This is a genomic window from Niabella drilacis (genome assembly GCF_900101395.1).
GTDB classification, from domain to species: Bacteria; Bacteroidota; Bacteroidia; order Chitinophagales; family Chitinophagaceae; genus Niabella; species Niabella drilacis.
The window spans coordinates 33687-52299 of record NZ_FMZO01000007.1 but is presented as its reverse complement, the minus strand read 5'-3'; the positions used below and the strand labels follow the sequence as shown (position 1 = coordinate 52299).

Sequence of the window (18613 nt, the reverse complement as noted above, 5' to 3'; positions counted from 1 at the left end):
CCCGATGGAAGCGTATTGTAGCATCATATTAAACAATGTAACGGCTCAACAGGCCGGGGACCTTCTATTGGATCAGATCAGTTTTACCCTGCATGCGGGTGAACACCTCGCTATATTTGGCGCCAGCGGCAGCGGAAAATCCCTGCTGGCACAGGCGCTCAAAGGATCCCTGCCGCACACCGGCAGTATCGGATATAAACGGGCCGGCCGGCCGGTACACCCGGTTATCGCCTATATACCCGCAGCCCATCCGCTCAAAAACCATACGGCATCCACCGGGGACGTAGTAACCCTTACCGGGGCCCTGTTAAAAAAAGGGAAGGCCGCCGAGGTTGCACAATGGCTTGAGCGATTTCAGCTTACCCGGCAAGCTCACACTCCTTTAACCCGGCTGTCCTACGGAGAACTAAAAAAAATGCAGGTGATCGGTCATCTGCTCACCCACCCCGAGATCCTGATCCTCGACCGCGTTTTTACCGGGCTGGATGTAAAGAGCCGGAAAGTGTTGCATACGGTAATCAATCAATTGTCGACCGAAGGGGTGACCATCATTTTAATTACAGACCGGCATGAACTGCCGGCAAGCATTACCCATTTCGTAGAAATGTCGGAGGGCGCCGTGATCAATTATGCACCGGTGGAAAAGCTGGGTTTTATGACATCCCTGCTGCCCCGGGAGCCGGATGCCCCACTCCCCCTGCTGAAAAAGGCCTATCACATAGGCCCCCTCATTGCCATGAAACAGGTAAACATCCGCAGCGGTAATAACCTCCTGCTCAACAACATCAACTGGCAGGTGAACAACGGGGAGTGCTGGCTTATCAAAGGACATAACGGAGCGGGAAAATCGACCCTGCTCAGTCTTATAAACGGCGATAACCCGCAGGCTTACACCCAGCAGATCTCTTTATTTGGGAGAAAAAGAGGAAGCGGGGAAAGTGTTTGGGACATCAAACGCCGCATTGGCTTTGTATCGCCGGAGCTGCAGCTTTTTTTTGACCGGGACATTTCTGTTTTCCAGGCAGTGGGCTCGGGCTTCTTCGATACGATCGGCCTCTTCAGAAAACTGGATGAAACGCAGACCCAGAAAGTGCAGGAATGGCTTTCCTTTTTTTCGTTACAGGACAAAGCACATCATCCGATGACCGCACTTTCCGGTGGAGAACAGCGGCTCGTATTGATTGCAAGGGCCCTGATCAAAGCCCCATTGATGCTGGCGCTGGATGGCCCCTGCCAGGGGCTGGATGATAACCAGTCGCGGATGGTGGTGCGGCTGCTGGAGCGGATCCATGCGGAAACCGGGATGACCTTGCTATTTGTCAGCCACTACGAAGACGAGGTCCCATCCTGTGTAAAACATATTATGGAACTGGAGAACGGCCATCCCACACTTTATAAAAAAGTGGCCCGTCCTGCCTTCGCTGCATCAAAGAAATATACATTAACCCACAGGGTATCATAAAATGAAAAAGAACATCGCGATCATAGAAGAAGCGGGGGCCGCCGGTGAAGTGAATGCGCAGGTGGAGAAGGTTATTCGGGCTGTTGCCGAACAATATGATCATTATTTTGACATTGCGCCTATCAGCCACGAAACGGTAAACCAGGAACTGTCGGCACCATTGCAGCAATCCGCATCCTGGCACGATGCGGTCCTGTTCAGCAGTATAGCTTCGCAGCATTTTATTGATGAAATCCTTCCCCTGCTGGTGATCGTGCAACCCGTTACTGTTTATCCGTCCCTGCAGCACCTGTCGCCGCTAAAGCCCAAATACAGCGAAGGGCTCAACCTGTTATTATACCAGCAACAGGACCCCGGAGCAGATGAAAACGACCGGCTCCGGATCGCACAATCGGCATTGCAGCAGGCAATCAACCGCAGGAAAAAGATCACGGTGATCGTACACCCTCAAGACCATACAGAACAACCCTGGCCGGCCATTTTTGAAAAAGCCGGAACTGCGTTCAAAGAGATCAGTATTGAAACCATCCCCGTACAGGAAGCCTGGGACCGGATGCTGCAGCAGCCCGCAGGGTTTGATACGCTGGTTGCAGGAGCAGCAGCAGGAGGCTACCTTTTCAGCCAGGCCGCTGCTATCACCGGGGCCCGGTTCATGATCCCATCCGTTCGGGTAGCCGATACCATCCCGTTCTTCGGCCCGGCATTTGGGTTCGACCATCAGCAGGCGAGCGCCCGGAATCAATCCAACCCTGTGGGCGCCATCCTTTCTGTGGCCATGATGATGGATTACTTCAACCTGCATGAAGAAGCCCTGATCATCCGTACAGCGGTCAGCTGGACGCTGTTACATGGGTTTGTATCAAAAGATATCGACTCGGTGAACAATTATTCAACCGGTACGATCGGTGACCTGATCAGTGACTTTATACGGGGCACGATCCCCGGATTTGCCAAGGGGGAAAATATGGCGTTGCAAAAGTCAACGATCATATAACCCGGCTTTGTAGTTCTTTTATATATGCATTATTTTTTCCCGGCTGCAGCTTAAAGGGCTTTGCCGCAGATAGACCGCAGTTGTATTTGCCTGCTATCGGGTTATCAGCGGATCTGCATCGTTTAGCCATGCACCCCGGCAAAAGAAAAAATTTTGATCACAACAAATGAGGCTTTATATTCGCAGAAAGCTCCTTCGTTTTATGATCGGCAATCAATATAACAATGTTTCTTTTCTCCGCAACGTTATCGCGGTGATCGTCATTGTCATTACCTGCCATCAGGGAGGAGGGTTGATTCTATAAAACAAACGAATTTTTAAATAGGACCCGCCTCTGATAAAGGCGGGTTTTTTATTGCATCAAAAAATTATATCATTAACACATTAAGTAAAACGGCATGACAGAGTTAAACAAGTATTCCAAAACCATTACCCAGGATCCCACGCAGCCTGCTGCACAGGCGCAGTTATACGCGCTTGGCTTAACAGAAGAAGATCTGAAAAAAGCCCAGGTCGGGATCGTCAGCATGGGCTACGACGGCAATCCCTGCAACATGCACCTGAACGGCCTGGCCCAGGAGGTAAAGGACGCTGTTTGGAAACAGGACCTGGTGGGCTTAACCTTTCATACCATCGGGGTAAGCGACGGAATGAGCAATGGTACCGACGGAATGCGTTACTCACTGGTCAGCCGCGATGTTATTGCCGATTCTATTGAAACCGTATGTGGGGCGCAATACTATGATGGCCTCATCACAGTACCGGGGTGCGACAAAAATATGCCCGGCTCCATTATTGCCATGGGCCGGCTGAACAGGCCATCCATCATGGTATATGGCGGCACCATTGCCCCGGGGCATTATAAAGGCCAGGATCTGAACATTGTTTCAGCCTTTGAGGCCCTGGGTCAGAAGATTGCCGGGCAACTTGACGAGGCCGATTTTATGGGCATTGTAAAGAACAGCTGCCCCGGCGCCGGCGCCTGCGGTGGTATGTATACCGCCAATACCATGGCTTCTGCCATTGAAGCGATGGGCATGAGCCTCCCCTATTCCAGCAGCAACCCGGCGCTTAGTGAGGAGAAAAAACAGGAATGTGCGGCCGCAGGTAAAGCCATCCGCCTGCTGCTGGAAAGAGACATCAAACCCCGCGATATCATGACCCGCCAGGCATTTGAAAACGCCATTGTCGTGATCATGGTACTGGGAGGAAGCACCAACGCCGTATTGCATTTGCTGGCAATGGCCCGCAGTGTGGATGTTCCGCTGACGCAGGACGATTTTCAGGCCATCAGCGACCGTATACCCGTGCTTGCCGATTTCAAGCCCAGCGGTAAGTACCTGATGGAGGACCTGCATAAAAAAGGCGGCGTACCCGCAGTAATGAAATACCTGTTGCAGAAAGGATTGATCGATGGCAGTTGTTTAACCGTTACCGGTAAAACGATCGCCGAGAACCTGGAAAATGTTCCGGACCTGGATTTTGAGAACCAGGACATCATCCACCCGCTCGAAAATCCGCTGAAAGCCACCGGACACCTGCAGATCCTTTATGGTAACCTTGCCGAAAAGGGAAGCGTTGCCAAGATCAGCGGTAAAGAAGGCGAAATATTTACAGGCCCTGCCCGTGTGTTTGACGGAGAAAAGAACCTGATCGCAGGGATCTCCAGTGGTAAGGTAAAAGCCGGCGACGTGGTTGTTATTAAAAACGAAGGGCCCAAAGGCGCTCCCGGCATGCCCGAAATGCTGAAGCCCACTTCCGCCATCATCGGCGCGGGCCTTGGAAAAAGTGTAGCCCTGATCACCGACGGCCGCTTCAGTGGCGGCACCCATGGATTTGTAGTAGGGCATGTAACTCCCGAAGCCTTTGAGGGCGGCCTGATCGGCTTTGTAAAAGACGATGATATCATTGAAATTGATGCCGTTAACAATACGCTCATGCTTAAGGTGCCGGACGAGGAAATTGCAGCGCGCAGAGAGGGCTGGCAACAGCCGCCGCTGAAAGTAAACAGGGGTATACTTTATAAATACGCCAAACTGGTAAAAGATGCATCTGAAGGCTGCGTAACGGATGAAGACTAAAGGACGCATGCCCTGAAGTGCAACAGCAATCACAGGCAAAACCAACAATGGATAAAAAATATTTTACAGAATTGGCTAAGTTTAACCGGGTGGGTACCGGGCAGGTATGCTCCTGGTTACAGCAGATCAGCGATGAACAATGGCTTCGCCCCGTTGTGAGCAGCTTTAACAGTATACACGATACCGTGCTGCACATGATCAACGCAGAAGATGCCTGGCTGCAGCGGTTTAGAAAAGAAAACCTGGTGCGTTTTGATCAACGTTTTACCGGTACCCGGCAGGAGCTGCTGGAGCTCTGGCAGCAAACCTCGCAGCAGTTAAGCGATTGGGTAGCCGCTTTTGATGAAACAAAATTAAGAGCCCCCTTCACCTACAGGCGCTTTAACGGGCAGGAGTATACATCGCTTTACTACCAGGTAATCGCCCATGTCGTCAACCACGCCACGTATCATCGTGGCCAACTGGTAACCCTGTTGCGGCAGGTAGGTTTTACCGGGGTACAATCAACCGATCTGATCGGGTTTTACAGGGTGTAAATACAGGTCTATAAAATATTCGATAATAATCAAAATCAACGATATGGAAACAATCCAGATAAAAGATACAGCAGAAGAAAACAAAGCTAAAAAAGCCGATACAACAATTCAACCCGGCAGCACCATCACCGGAAGCCAGGCCGTACTGGAGGCCCTCATCGCAGAGGGAGTATCCACCATTTTTGGATACCCGGGTGGCGCTATCATGCCCATTTATGACGCCTTATATGATTATACCAGCAAGCTGGAGCATATCCTGGTGCGGCATGAGCAGGGAGGCATTCATGCAGCCCAGGGTTTTGCACGCACCAGCGGTAAAACCGGCGTAGTGTTTGCCACCAGCGGACCAGGCGCCACCAATCTTGTAACAGGGCTTGCTGATGCACAGATCGACTCCACCCCCCTGGTATGCATCACCGGCCAGGTATTTGCCCACCTGCTGGGAACCGATGCCTTCCAGGAAACCGACGTGATCAACGTGACCATGCCGGTAACCAAGTGGAACTACCAGGTTACAGATGCCAACGAGATACCGAATGTGCTGGCAAAGGCGTTCTATATTGCCCAAAGCGGCCGCCCCGGCCCGGTGCTGGTAGACATTACCAAGAATGCCCAGCTCCAGCAGTTTGAATACCCCGGTTACCAGCAATGCCATCATGTACGCAGCTACCGGCCCAAGCCGATCGTGCGTAAAGAGTATATTACTGAAGCCGCAAAGCTGATCAACAGCGCCCAAAAACCGTTTGTGATCTTTGGCCAGGGCGTAATCCTGGGCGGCGCCGAAAATGAATTCAAAGCCTTTATTGAAAAAGGGAACCTGCCGGCAGCCTGGACCATTATGGGAGAAAGCGCACTGCCCACGGATCATCCGCTGGGTATGGGTATGTTGGGAATGCATGGCAATTACGGGCCGAATGTCCTGACCAATGAATGCGATGTACTCATTGCCGTAGGTATGCGGTTTGATGACCGGGTTACCGGCCGCCTGGATAAATATGCCAAACAGGCCAAAGTAATCCATTTGGATATAGACCCTGCAGAAGTAGATAAAAATGTAAAAGCCACGGTACCGGTTTGGGGCGATTGTAAGGAAACCCTGCCCCTGCTCACGGCTCTTATTGATCAGAAAGACAACAGCAGCTGGCTAAGCGAATTTGCCCGGTATGCCGCGGAAGAGGACAAAGAATGCATTCAACCGGAAATGCATCCTGCAGGTGATGTAATGTCGATGGCTGAAGTAATGGAGGCGCTGAATGAGTTGACCAGGGGCGACGCAGTTATTGTAACCGATGTGGGTCAGCACCAGATGGTGGCCTGCCGTTACGCAAAATTCAACCAAACCAGGAGCAATGTAACCTCCGGCGGATTGGGTACCATGGGCTTTGGTTTGCCCGCGGCCATTGGCGCCAAATATGGCGCGCCGGACCGGACCGTAGTGGCCATCATCGGCGACGGAGGTTTTCAAATGACCTTACAGGAGCTGGGAACCATCATGCAGTTTGGAGCAGCCGTAAAGATCCTGATCCTGAACAACGAGTTCCTCGGGATGGTGCGCCAGTGGCAGCAGCTGTTCCACGACCGGCGGTATTCCTTTGTAAATATTACCAGTCCGGACTTTGTGGCGCTGGCAAAATCCTACGGTATCGAAGGACAGACGATCGACCAGCGTACCCATCTGAAAGCCGCGCTGAAAGCGATGCTGGACCATGACGGTGCATATTTACTCGAAGTAAAAGTAGGTAAAGAAAATAATGTATTTCCCATGGTACCGCAAGGCAGCAGTGTGGCGGAGATCCGGCTGAAATAATTTATGGTTTGAGGTTTATTGCTTAGCGTTTGGTGAACACCCATAACAAGCTATACGTATAAATAAAAAATAGGCGTATCTTTATAGAAACAATTTTTATGACCACAAAATTGAACTTAACAATAGAAGAAAGTGTTGCGGCTAAAATAAAGTTGTATGCGGAAAAGCAAAAAACATCCGTATCAAGGATAGCGGAGGAATATTTCGCAAAATTGGTAAGCGATAAAAAAACAACCGGAAAATCTTTTGTAGAAAAATATGCCGGTATCATCAGTGATATCAAAATTGAGGATATTGACAAAGAAAGGGATAACTATCTAAAAGAAAAATATGGCATATAGCGTATTCCTTGACACAAATATTGTAGTCGATTTCTTTTTGCCGGACCGGAATGGGCATAAATATGCAGTAGCCATCATTGAAGCCTCTGAGAAAATGGTACTGAAAGCCTGTTTTTCAGAATCCGTACTCAACACGACAACCTATTTAATCAGAAAAAGTATTTATGCCCGGGAATTTAAAAAGGCAATGCTTGAATTCAATACGTTTATTAAAGTACTTCCTTGCTCTAATAAGACCGTTGAGCATGCTTATCATCATGCCAAAAACGACCTGGAGGACGCAGTATTATATCAAATAGCTTTAGAAGGAAAAATGGATTACTTCATCACTTCAAACATGAAAGATTTAAAGAAACTGGAGCAGTCTTCGTTGCCGGTGGTTACAGCAAAAGAACTGCTTACAATCATAGCTTAATGTATTTAGCATGATAACTGAAATTGCAATATTGAATATTATTCCGGGAATGGAGCATGATTTTTTAGCTTCCTTCGAGAAAGCGAAAAGCATCATTAGCTCCATGAAAGGATACTTGCAACATGAGTTACTGAAGTCAGTGGAAGAAGCAGATAAATATATATTGATCGTACGCTGGCAAACCCCGGAGGATCATACAGAAGGGTTTAGGAAAAGCGCGGCATACCAGCAATGGAAAATGCTGCTGCATCATTTTTATGCCCCGTTCCCCGTAGTGGAACATTATCAAAGAACCGGTAAAGCAGCATGACAGACAAGGTAACCATAAATCTTCCCGTTCAATATGAGGCCATCGCGCTCAAAACAAAAGCGCTGGGTTTTGACATGCCTTCCGATCTGCAAACCGGGAGCCTGTTAAGGACCCTGGCCGCCTCCAAACCGGGTGGCCGGATCCTGGAACTGGGCACGGGTACGGGTCTGGCAACCTCCTGGATACTGAGCGGAATGGACACTGGCACGGCACTGGTTTCCGTTGACAACAACGAACTGCTGATCAGCGTGGCACAGGAACAGCTAAAGGACGACCGGATCGAATTTGTATGTGCTGATGGGTACGAATGGATCACCACTTACAATGGAGCGACCTTTGATCTCATATTTGCCGATGCCATGCCCGGGAAATACGATCTTTTTGAAGAAACATTCGCATTATTAAAGACCGGGGGCATTTATTTGATTGACGATATGCTGCCCCAGCCCAACTGGCCGGAAGGACATGCTGAACGAGTCGCCGGCTTCATTAAAATGCTGGAGCTGCGGGGGGACCTTGTCCTGACAAAGCTCAACTGGTCTACCGGAATCATTATCGCTGTAAAAAAATAAGAAATAACAAATCAGAAATAAGAAATAACAATGAAACAACAATATACCATAACCGTTTACGCGGAAGACCAGATTGGTCTGCTGGCCCGCATTACGATTATTTTTTCCCGGCGGAAAATCAATATCGACAGTCTGAACACCTCTTCATCCGAGATCCCCGGCATTCACCGGTTCAACATTGTAATTGACGAAACAGAAGAAGTGGTAAAGAAACTATGCAAGCAGATAGAAAAACAGGTTGAGGTACTAAAGGCGTACTACAACCTGAACAGCGAGATCATCTGGCAGGAGCTGGCCCTGTATAAAGTACCCACCAACCAGGTAACCGAAAAAATGATCGTGGAGCGCGTGCTGCGGGAATACGGTGCGCGGGTTGTTTCCATCAATAACGACTATACTGTTTTTGAATGTACCGGGCATCGCGAAGAAACCGATAAACTGGTAAAGCTGTTTGAAGAATACGGGCTGATCGAATTTGTGCGCGGAGCCCGCGTAGCCATCATTAAGAGCAGTGAGGGCTTTCATAAAAAGATCAAGGAATTTGAAGCCCGGGAACCAGGGGAAGAAGTAGTGGAAAATGAGTTCCTGAATGAGCAGGACAAGGTTTTCAGCATGTAATCCTTTATATGACCGGAGAAAAGACCATACCTGTTCTGCGCATCTTTGATTATGATAAGGCCATAGAATTCTACGTACACTGGCTGGGTTTCACCGTTGTTTGGGAGCACCGCTTCGAAGAAAACACGCCCGTTTACATGGAAGTAGCTAAAGCCGGTATCACCCTGCACCTGAGCGAGCACCATGGGGACGGCACACCGGGCACGCAGGTTTTCATCTGGTGCAGCGGGCTAAAGGAGTATCATAGCGAACTCACCGGCAAACAGTACAAGTATAACCGCCCGGGGCTGGAAAAGACCTTTTATGATTCCTGGTGCGTTACGGTCAATGATCCCTTTAACAATAAGATATCCTTTAACGAAAAAATATCCACGGATAAAAATTAACGCATGTACACACTTAAGATCATCGACAGTATCCGGCAGAAAGCCATCAGCCTTATAAAAGCGACCCCTCTTGAGGTGCTCAACCAGGTACCTGCCGGCTTCAACAATAACATTATCTGGAATTTCGGTCACCTGGTGGTAAGCGGTTACGGCCTGGTATTTAAAGTTACACAGGTAGACCCCGGGTTCGTCATTCCCCTGCTGGATGCTTATAAAAAGGGCAGCAGGCCCGCTGCTCCTGCTACTCAGCAGGAGGTCGATGAGCTGATAGCGTTGTCCGGCACCTTTACGTTAGCCGTAAAAGAGGCCCTTGATGCCAACCGCTTCCGGGAAATCAGCACGTACACCACCGACACGTTCGGAGTGCCGGTTACCACCATCGAAGAAATGCTGATAACAGTAGCTGCGCATGACACCCTGCACTGGCAATCGATGCGGGACTATGCACGAATTTTCAATCCGTAATTACTAAATACCCAATAACAAACCCGGGATCTGAAATCTCAATTTCCGGATCTCAATTCTCAAAATCGTAAATACTAAATATCAAATAACAATGGCAAATTACTTTAACACACTACCCCTGAGGGAACAGCTAAACCAACTGGGCGTTTGCGAATTCATGAGCAACGATGAGTTCCTGGATGGCGTGGATGCATTAAAAGGGAAAAAAATCGTGATCGTTGGTTGCGGCGCTCAGGGCCTGAACCAGGGCTTAAACTTAAGAGATAGTGGTCTGGATGTTTCTTACGCTTTACGTAAAGAAGCCATAGAGGAAAAAAGAGCCAGCTGGAAAAATGCAACCGATAACAATTTTAACGTAGGCACATACGAAGAACTGATCCCCGGGGCAGACCTGGTGATCAACCTGACTCCCGACAAACAGCATACCAGCGTGGTAAGCGCCGTTATGCCGTTGATGAAGCAGGGCGCAACCCTGTCTTATTCCCATGGCTTCAACATCGTTGAAGAAGGTATTCAGATCCGTAAAGATCTGACCGTAATTATGGTGGCGCCTAAAAGCCCCGGAAGTGAAGTAAGAGCCGAGTACCTGCGGGGCTTTGGCGTACCCACACTGATTGCGGTACACCCCGAAAACGACCCTGAAGGAAAAGGACTGGAGCAGGCAAAAGCTTACTGTGTAGGTACAGGCGGCCACCGTGCGGGCGTATTGCGGTCTTCTTTTGTAGCCGAAGTAAAATCAGACCTGATGGGCGAGCAAACCATCCTCTGCGGTCTGCTGCAAACCGGCTCTATCCTCTCTTTCGACAAAATGCTCGAAAAAGGGATCGACGCAGGTTATGCTTCCAAACTGGTACAATACGGTGTAGAGGTGATCACCGAAGCGTTGAAGCATGGTGGTGTTACCGGTATGATGGACCGCTTAAGCAACCCTGCAAAGATCAAAGCCTTCCGGATCTCAGAAGAACTGAAAACCATTATGCGCCCCTTGTTCCAGAAGCACCAGGACGATATCATGAGTGGCGAGTTCAGCCGTATTATGATGGAAGACTGGGCCAACGGGGATGCCAACCTGCTGAAGTGGAGAGCGGAGACCGGCGAAACTGCATTTGAAAAAACACCGGCGGGCGATGTAAAGATCGGGGACCAGGAATATTTTGATAATTACACACTGATGGCAGCCTTTATCAAAGCCGGGGTGGAACTGGCTTTTGAAACCATGGTGGAAGCCGGCATTAAACCGGAGTCTGCATACTATGAATCCTTACACGAAACCCCGCTCATTGCCAATACCATTGCACGGAAAAAACTGTTTGAAATGAACCGGGTTATTTCCGACACTGCAGAGTATGGCTGTTACCTGTTTGACCAGGCATGCAAGCCATTACTGGCCGATTTCATGAAAACGGTGGACACCGACCTGGTGGGTAAGAATTTCAACGAAGGAAAAGACGGCGCTGTGGATAACCAGGAACTGGTAGAGGTAAACGAAGCACTTCGCTCCCATCCCGTAGAGCTGGTAGGAACGGTATTGCGCAAAGCAATGACCGCCATGAAGGCGATCAAAACAGCGTAACGGCCGCAACAATAAGACCTAAAAAGACCTATAGGGTTTTCCGCCACAGCGGACGGGTTAAACCTTATAGGTCTTATTTATTTTAAAAAATTTCATCCTTGAGCTTAGTTAACATAAAAGATCTGTCCGTGTGCTATGGTGCCAAAACCGTGCTGCACAACATATCGCTTGTGGTGAACCCGGGCGAGGGCTGGGTCATCAGAGGCGAAAGCGGCAGCGGAAAAACCACGCTGGGAAGGACGATCGCGGGAAGCGTAAGACATTCCGGTGATGTCACCATCCATTTCAACACACAAAGCCCCCTGCCTGCAACAACGCTTTTTGTAGAAAGCTGGTACCGCTTTACCAACCTGGAAGGCGACCGGAATTTTTACTATCAGCAGCGATACAATCACCAGCAAAGAAGGGATACCGTTACCATTGCAAGGGAACTGGAATTGTTTGGCAAAGAACATGCATTAAACAATGTCCGTTTACAGGAGCTGATCGCCACACTGGATTACACCCGGGTATTAGATGAACAGCTTTTTGAAATATCCAGCGGGGAGCATAAAAAGCTGCAACTGATCAAAGCCCTGTGGCTGCACCCGCAATTACTGATCATTGATCAACCTTATACGGGACTTGATGTAAAATCGCGCGGACGGCTCAACGAACTCCTGAATGCATATACCGGCAATGGCGGCACCCTGATCCTGATCAGTAATGACACGGAGCTCCCCGCCTGTGTTAATCGTTTTGCGATGCTGAAGGACGGCCGTCTTTCAACAGATGAAACAGCGTTCCGGTTCGAAGAAAAAGTATTAAAACCTCTTCCCCATTTTTTAAAAGAGCCGCCGCAGTACACCACACAGACATTGATCCACATGAAAGACATTCATGTGCGCTATGACGATAAGCAGGTGCTGTCCAACATTCAATGGCAGGTGAACGCCGGAGACCGGTGGTTGCTCCAGGGGCACAATGGCTCCGGAAAATCTACCCTCCTGAGCCTGATAACCGGCGATCATCCCCAGGCTTATGCCAATGATATCAAATTATTTGGCGTACAGCGCGGCGGCGGAGAAAGCATCTGGGATATCAAGAGGAGGATCGGCCTGATCTCCCCTGAACTGCACTGGTATTTTGATGCAAACGCCACCGTTCTACAAAGTCTTGCCTCCGGCTTCTTTGACAGCAACGGCCTTTACCGGCAATTGCGGTACATGCAGAAACAACAACTGGATGAGCTCCTGAAATTCCTGGACCTCTATGATGTAAAAAATGAGCTCCTGACCACGCTCCCGCTCGGTAAACAGCGGCTGGCATTATTAGGGCGCACCATTATTAAAAACCCGCAACTCCTGGTTTTGGACGAGCCCTGCCAGGGGCTGGACCAGCAGCAAACGCAATACTTCAATAAACTGGTAGACGAGATCAGCAGGAACGGCGTCACCATCATTTATGTAGGTCATTTTGAAACGCAGCTACCCGCATGCATTACGCATAAGCTGGTTTTGGAAAATGGCAGATCAATCGAAAACAACCGCATCGCAACACAATCGCGGTAGTCATTTAAACATCTTTACAACCATGCAGGCAACATCCATACACCTCAATTTTCCCGAAGCCACTGCGCGCATTAAAGATGTAGTAACGCATACGCCCTTACAGCTTAATATCAATCTTTCCAGGAAATACGCCTGCAATGTATACTTAAAAAGAGAGGATCTGCAGATCGTTCGCTCCTATAAATTGCGGGGCGCCTTTAATATGATCCAGTCCCTCAGCCCGGAGGATCTGAAAAAAGGTATTGTTTGCGCCAGTGCGGGCAATCATGCGCAGGGTGTTGCCTACAGCTGCAACCGCCTGAATGTAAAAGGGGTGATCTTCATGCCCAGCATTACGCCCAACCAGAAGATCGAGCAAACAAAGATGTTCGGCGAAGCCAATATTGAGATCGTCCTTACCGGGGATACTTTCGATGACTGTGCCGCCGCCGCAAAGATCTACACGGAAGAAAACGGGATGATCTTTATTCCTCCTTTTGATCATGAGCGCATCATTGAAGGGCAAGGTACGGTGGGCGTAGAAATATGGAACGACCTGAAGAAGATCGATCATATCATCATACCCAATGGAGGAGGCGGACTCTGTGCAGGTGTAAGCACCTATATCAAATCAGTAAGTCCGCATACAAAGATCACCGGCGCTGAACCCGAAGGCGCGCCATCTATGACCCAGGCATTGAAAAGCGGCGGACCGGTAGAGCTGAAAACCATCGACCGCTTTGTAGACGGTGCTGCTGTAAAAAAAGTAGGCCAGCTTACCTATGAGCTCTGCAGGGCACACCTCGATGAAATGCGCCTGGTACCGGAAGGAAAGATCTGCAGTACCATTCTGCAACTGTATAACAAAGATGCCATCGTAGCAGAACCGGCCGGCGCATTATCCATCGCCGCACTGGAATTTATGCAGGAAGAAATTAAAGGGAAGAACGTAGTATGCATTGTAAGCGGCAGCAACAATGATATCGACCGGATGCAGGAGATAAAAGAACGCAGCCTGCAATACGAAGGGCTGAAACACTATTTCCTCGTAAACTTTGCGCAACGCCCGGGCGCCTTAAAGGAGTTTGTAAACGATGTACTGGGGCCACATGATGATATCACCCGTTTTGAATACATGCAAAAAACCAATAAGGAAAGCGGGCCGGCACTGATCGGCATTGAGCTGAAGCACCGGGAAGATTACCATCCCCTGATCCAAAACCTGGAAAGAACACAGATCGAATTTACCGAGCTCAATAAGGATAATACACTCTTCAGTTATCTTGTATAACTGCGTATGATATTGGGGGCTCACAGACGGCACAAATTGACGCGGATTTTTCCGGCACGCCATTGTTGTTTTTCTTTGAATCTTTGGACACCCCCTTGAAGTGCTTTTTAAATTGAGGGCTTCATTTTGTGCAGCGTCATCTTCCATGCACCACCGGCATACTGGATCCATTTAGCATTTTTAGTAACCGCAGCAAACCAGTGAAGCGGGAATCACACAGAAGAAATAACCACATCGCAAAAGTCCCGGCGGCCTCAACATCCAGCGGCAAAAGGCGCATTGTATAAAAACCAGGTGCCGTTACCGAATGATGCTTCAAAATACGGAGAAGCATTTAATCTGATAAAACAAAAGATTTTTTATTCCTGCTGACAAAGGGCTGTCACTGCCCGGTTTTAGCTTTGATCTATAAAACAAAAATAACATGACAACAACAGCAATCCAACAAAGTGCCGTAATCGGGAAAGAGCAATTGCTTAAGCATTGGCAGGGACACCGTAACCTGACCCGCAGGGTTATTGAAGCATTCCCGGAAAAAGAATTGTTTGAATTTTCCGTTGCGGGTATGCGTCCGTTCTCTGACCTGGCCATCGAAATGCTGTCGATCGGTGGTCCGGCGTTAAAAGCCATTGCAGAGCGGGCCGCTACACCTTACACAGAAGAAGGCATTGTACCCAAAACCAAAGAAGACCTGCTGAAATTATGGGATGCCGAAACAGCAACCATCAATACTTATTTTGACCAGATCCCCGAAGAAGATTTTTCGGAAACCTTTAACCTGTTTGGCCAGTATGAATTTCCTATTTACCAGAACATCCTGTACTTTATCGACAATGAAATTCATCATCGCGGGCAGGGTTATGTGTACCTGCGGGCGTTGAACATTCAGCCACCGTTCTTCTGGGAGCGTTAACAGCCAAGGGACACGGGCGCTTTTATACAGTGCTCCTGCGTTCACCGCAGTTCCTGAAATAATTGCCACAGGTAGCACAGGCGGGGTTCCGGGAAATCTCCCCTGTACCTGTGGTTTTGTATGTCAGCGCTCCTCCAGGTTTTTCATTTGTTTTGCTACTATTGAGCGCACACACTCCTTTAAAGACGCAGGCTCCAGGATCCTTGCATAGTCCCCAAAGCTCATGAACCAGCGGGCAAAATCGCTTTCGGGATAGCGGCTCATAAAGGTCATCTCGATGCCCGCAGCGGTGGTCTTTTCTTCCGTAAACCCATGATATTTTTTATTCCATTCCAGGTGACGGGCGATCTTCGGATCAATGACAATGCGCACTTTTGTACGGGGCCCTTCCTGGGGCTGCGTCAGGAAATCTTTTAGTTCCGGGTGCTCTTTAACAAAAGGGATTTCCGTTCTTTTGATGCCCTGGATCCGGTCGGTACGGAAACGGCGGTAATCCTTTCGGAGGTGGCAATACGCCATAAGGTACCAGAACTCATGTTCATGAAATACCCCAACCGGCTCTATCCGCCTCAGTTCCGGCTCTCCGGACTCCAGCTTTTTATACCGGACTTCCACCTGCTCCTTCCGGGCAAGGCTGTCAAACAATACAGACATTGCCTCCGGCACTTTTTCGTTAAAAATGCGCTGTCCCTGCCGCACCAGCACCTGCTCTTCAATGGAAGATATCCAGTCCTTATCCGCCATCCGCAATACCGCTTTCATCTTTGCAATGGCTGAAGCAAAATGATCACCCAGCCGTTTGTCAATAAACTTCTGCATTAATTTTTCAGCAGCCACAAAACTGGAGGCTTCCTCCCGGGTAAACATCACCGGCGGCAACCGGTAGCCTTCCACCAGTTCATAGCCGATGCCCGCTTCGCTGGCAATAGGAACACCGGCCGTTTGCAAACTCCGGATATCCCGGTAGATCGTACGTAAACTCACGCGAAACCGGTCGGCCAGGTCCTGGGCTTTTACGACACGCCTCGATTGCAGCTGTATAAGAATAGCCACAATACGGTCAAATTTGTTCATGCTTTCAAAAGACATAGATGTTACATTCTAAACAAGGAATATGCGCCCGGCCGGCCCGTTATGCGTGCAGCACCTCCTGTATATGTTTTTTCATATTGTTGACCATTTGCTCCAGCGGCAAATCATCCGCATCCGTACCAAAGGGATTTTCTATCGACTCGGCTATCAGCTCCAGCGATGCCAGTACATAAAAAATAAAAGGCACTGCCGCCACCACAAAATAACCCATCGAAAATACAAAACCCACCGGCAGCGTAAATACATATACCACTATAAATTTTTTTATAAAGGAACTGTAGGAGTAGGGGATCGGCGTATTTTTAATACGTTCGCAGGCGCCCGCCACATCGGTGAGCGACTGCAGCTCATTGTTAAGCACGATAAGCTGATCACCCGAGATCTTTCCCTCCCGGTATAAGCCCGTAACATACCGGACGATCATGGACGCCACCTGGTTTGGCCCATGCTTTTTTTCGAGGTCCAGCTCCGGGTGCGCAGCTTTGTCCAGCATAAAAGTGGTATAATCTGAACGCAGAAAGCCGAACAAGGTTTGTGAAAACAATGGGATAGATTTCCGGAAAAAATGGCGGCTTGCCTTGTCCTCCTTCGGAAGAAAAGCATCCAGCTTTATGGCCATCAACCTGCACACGTTGGTCAGCGTTCCCCATTGCCGGCGGGCCTCCCACCAGCGGTCGTATGCCGTATTGGTCCGGAATACCAGCAGCAGGGACAACGCAAATCCCAGCAGGTTATGTACCATATTGATATTCTTCAACCAGCTTTTTTCAGATAGTTTCAGAAACTCCAGCTCCAGGTAGGCTATTCCCCACGAGAGCAATGCCATAAGGATCAGGTACGGGAATAATTTCCGGAACGTATCCGATTTATGAAGATAAAAAACTGATTTAAACCACTCTTTGGAATTATAGATCGTCATATTTAAGTGTCAATATTAAAAGCCCGCTCCCACGCGAAGCGCTGTATCATTTTTCCTGTATTTAAACGGCGGGTACTTCCCGTTCAACGGCCCCGCTCCTTTTTCCTGTTGATGCTGATGAGCGTTATACACCCCAGGATCGCCGCCAGTACCGAGGCCACGAGGATGGCCAGCTTTGCCTCCGCTACCATCAGCGGATCATCAAAGGAAAGCAGGCTTATAAATATCGACATGGTGAACCCGATGCCTGCCAGCAAACCCAGCCCGATCATGTGCAACCAGCCCGCCTGCCTGGGCAGTTTTCCTATCTTCAATTGAACACCGATCCAGGTTGAAAAAAAGATACCGGCACATTTTCCTGCAATAAGGCCAATGATGATGCCCAGGCCCAGCGGCCCGGCCAACCCGCTCAACATGGAAGCTTCAAACCTGATATTGGTATTGGCCAGCGCAAAAAGCGGTATTATAAAAAAGTTGACTGGTTTGGTTAAGGCATGTTCCAGTTTTTCGAGCGGCGACTGCTCAGCGCCTGGCGTAGTGGGCAGGGTCATGGCCACCAACACGCCGGCAATGGTAGCGTGGATACCGGAGTGATGCACAAAATACCACACGAGCACACCCGGCACCAGGTACCACATGAGCCGTTTAAACTTTAACCGGTTAAAAACGATCAATAAAATCATTACGGCGCCGGCATATAAAAGATAATTAAGATGGATCTCCGACGAATAAAACAACGCGATCACCAGGATGGCGATCAGGTCGTCCACGATCGCCAGGGCGGCCAGGAATATCTTCAGACTGCCGGGTACCTTTTTCCCAAGCAGGGTAATGGCGGCCAGGGCAAACGCAATATCCGTAGCCATCGGGATGCCCCAGCCCGGGGCCGTATGGGTTCCCTTGTTCAACACTGCAAAAATCACCGCCGGCAATACAGCTCCGCCAAAAGCTGCAATTACGGGAAGCAGGGCTTTTTGAGGTGATGAAAGTTCTCCTTCCACCATTTCCCGCTTGATCTCCAGCCCCACCAGCAAAAAGAAGATCGCCATCAGGCCATCGTTGATCCAGTGCAGGATCGGGAACCGGAGGCCAATACTGCTGTTCTCCCAGCCTATGTAGGTCTGAAGCCAGCTTTCGAAAGCGCGGCCGGCCGGAACGTTGGCGATGATCAGCGAAAGCAGCACACATCCGATCAGAATAATTCCGCCTACGGAATTAGAACGAACGTATTTTTTGAAGGTGTCTAAATTGATCCTTTTCAGCATAGCCCCTAAAATTACGAATTGCATTTTTTAATTTCCTATTTCGC

General features: G+C 49.2%; 19 protein-coding genes. 16 read left to right on the top strand and 3 right to left on the bottom strand.

What is annotated here, in order from left to right; translation table 11 throughout:
• Nucleotides 1-4 precede the first annotated feature (4 nt).
• The 16 genes from BLS44_RS13680 to BLS44_RS13600 all read left to right on the top strand — a co-directional run bounded on the left by BLS44_RS13680 (nt 5) and on the right by BLS44_RS13600 (nt 15293).
• The gene (locus BLS44_RS13680) at nt 5-1462 is read left to right on the top strand and encodes an ATP-binding cassette domain-containing protein (protein WP_090390659.1); all 1458 of its coding nucleotides are present in this window, start codon (nt 5-7) and stop codon (nt 1460-1462) included.
• Nucleotide 1463: 1 nt separating this feature from the next.
• Nucleotides 1464-2456 carry an isocitrate/isopropylmalate family dehydrogenase gene (locus tag BLS44_RS13675; protein WP_090390658.1) on the top strand — a complete coding sequence of 331 codons (993 nt, stop codon included), beginning with the start codon at nt 1464-1466 and terminating at the stop codon, nt 2454-2456.
• Nucleotides 2457-2854: 398 nt separating this feature from the next.
• A complete protein-coding gene (gene ilvD, locus BLS44_RS13670) occupies nt 2855-4537 on the top strand; it encodes a dihydroxy-acid dehydratase (protein WP_090390657.1) in 1683 nt (560 codons plus the stop codon).
• Between the two features lie 47 nt (nt 4538-4584).
• A complete protein-coding gene (locus BLS44_RS13665; RefSeq protein WP_090390656.1) occupies nt 4585-5073 on the top strand; it encodes a DinB family protein in 489 nt (162 codons plus the stop codon).
• A gap of 43 nt (nt 5074-5116) precedes the next feature.
• A complete protein-coding gene (gene ilvB, locus BLS44_RS13660; RefSeq protein WP_090390655.1) occupies nt 5117-6880 on the top strand; it encodes a biosynthetic-type acetolactate synthase large subunit in 1764 nt (587 codons plus the stop codon).
• Between the two features lie 98 nt (nt 6881-6978).
• The gene (locus BLS44_RS13655; protein WP_090390654.1) at nt 6979-7221 is read left to right on the top strand and encodes a DUF6364 family protein; all 243 of its coding nucleotides are present in this window, start codon (nt 6979-6981) and stop codon (nt 7219-7221) included.
• Nucleotides 7211-7636, top strand: a complete 426-nt coding sequence (locus tag BLS44_RS13650) for a type II toxin-antitoxin system VapC family toxin (protein ID WP_090390653.1) — start codon at nt 7211-7213, stop codon at nt 7634-7636. The genes BLS44_RS13655 and BLS44_RS13650 overlap by 11 nt, the downstream gene beginning before the upstream one ends.
• A 10-nt stretch (nt 7637-7646) precedes the next feature.
• Complete coding sequence (locus BLS44_RS13645; protein WP_090390652.1) at nt 7647-7946, top strand: antibiotic biosynthesis monooxygenase family protein; 300 nt, start codon at nt 7647-7649, stop codon at nt 7944-7946.
• The gene (locus BLS44_RS13640) at nt 7943-8518 is read left to right on the top strand and encodes an O-methyltransferase (protein ID WP_090390651.1); all 576 of its coding nucleotides are present in this window, start codon (nt 7943-7945) and stop codon (nt 8516-8518) included. Before BLS44_RS13645 ends, BLS44_RS13640 begins: the two co-directional genes overlap by 4 nt.
• Before the next feature lie 30 nt (nt 8519-8548).
• Complete coding sequence (ilvN, locus tag BLS44_RS13635) at nt 8549-9136, top strand: acetolactate synthase small subunit (RefSeq protein WP_090390650.1); 588 nt, start codon at nt 8549-8551, stop codon at nt 9134-9136.
• 8 nt (nt 9137-9144) lie between these two features.
• Nucleotides 9145-9522, top strand: coding sequence for a glyoxalase superfamily protein (locus BLS44_RS13630; RefSeq protein WP_090390649.1), 378 nt, complete (start codon nt 9145-9147; stop codon nt 9520-9522).
• A gap of 3 nt (nt 9523-9525) precedes the next feature.
• Entirely contained in the window at nt 9526-9987 is a 462-nt protein-coding gene (locus BLS44_RS13625; RefSeq protein WP_090390648.1) for a DinB family protein, read from the top strand.
• A gap of 91 nt (nt 9988-10078) precedes the next feature.
• Nucleotides 10079-11560, top strand: coding sequence for a ketol-acid reductoisomerase (ilvC, locus tag BLS44_RS13620; protein ID WP_090390647.1), 1482 nt, complete (start codon nt 10079-10081; stop codon nt 11558-11560).
• Nucleotides 11561-11658: 98 nt separating this feature from the next.
• Nucleotides 11659-13110 (top strand): ATP-binding cassette domain-containing protein, encoded by a 1452-nt coding sequence (locus tag BLS44_RS13615; protein WP_245729213.1) that lies wholly within the window; start codon nt 11659-11661, stop codon nt 13108-13110.
• A complete protein-coding gene (gene ilvA / locus BLS44_RS13610) occupies nt 13064-14380 on the top strand; it encodes a threonine ammonia-lyase IlvA (protein ID WP_262492857.1) in 1317 nt (438 codons plus the stop codon). Before BLS44_RS13615 ends, ilvA begins: the two co-directional genes overlap by 47 nt.
• 424 nt (nt 14381-14804) lie before the next feature.
• Nucleotides 14805-15293, top strand: coding sequence for a DinB family protein (locus tag BLS44_RS13600; protein ID WP_090390643.1), 489 nt, complete (start codon nt 14805-14807; stop codon nt 15291-15293).
• A gap of 123 nt (nt 15294-15416) precedes the next feature.
• On the opposite strand, the gene BLS44_RS13595 is transcribed toward BLS44_RS13600, so the two are convergent.
• The 3 genes from BLS44_RS13595 to nhaA form a co-directional block, all read right to left on the bottom strand.
• On the bottom strand, nt 15417-16382 hold the full coding sequence (locus BLS44_RS13595) for a helix-turn-helix transcriptional regulator (protein ID WP_090390642.1): 966 nt from the start codon (nt 16380-16382) through the stop codon (nt 15417-15419).
• Nucleotides 16383-16425: 43 nt separating this feature from the next.
• The gene (locus BLS44_RS13590) at nt 16426-17304 is read right to left on the bottom strand and encodes a bestrophin family protein (RefSeq protein ID WP_090390641.1); all 879 of its coding nucleotides are present in this window, start codon (nt 17302-17304) and stop codon (nt 16426-16428) included.
• An 83-nt stretch (nt 17305-17387) separates the two neighbouring features.
• Nucleotides 17388-18593, bottom strand: a complete 1206-nt coding sequence (gene nhaA, locus BLS44_RS13585; protein WP_218127756.1) for a Na+/H+ antiporter NhaA — start codon at nt 18591-18593, stop codon at nt 17388-17390.
• Nucleotides 18594-18613: the final 20 nt, after the last annotated feature.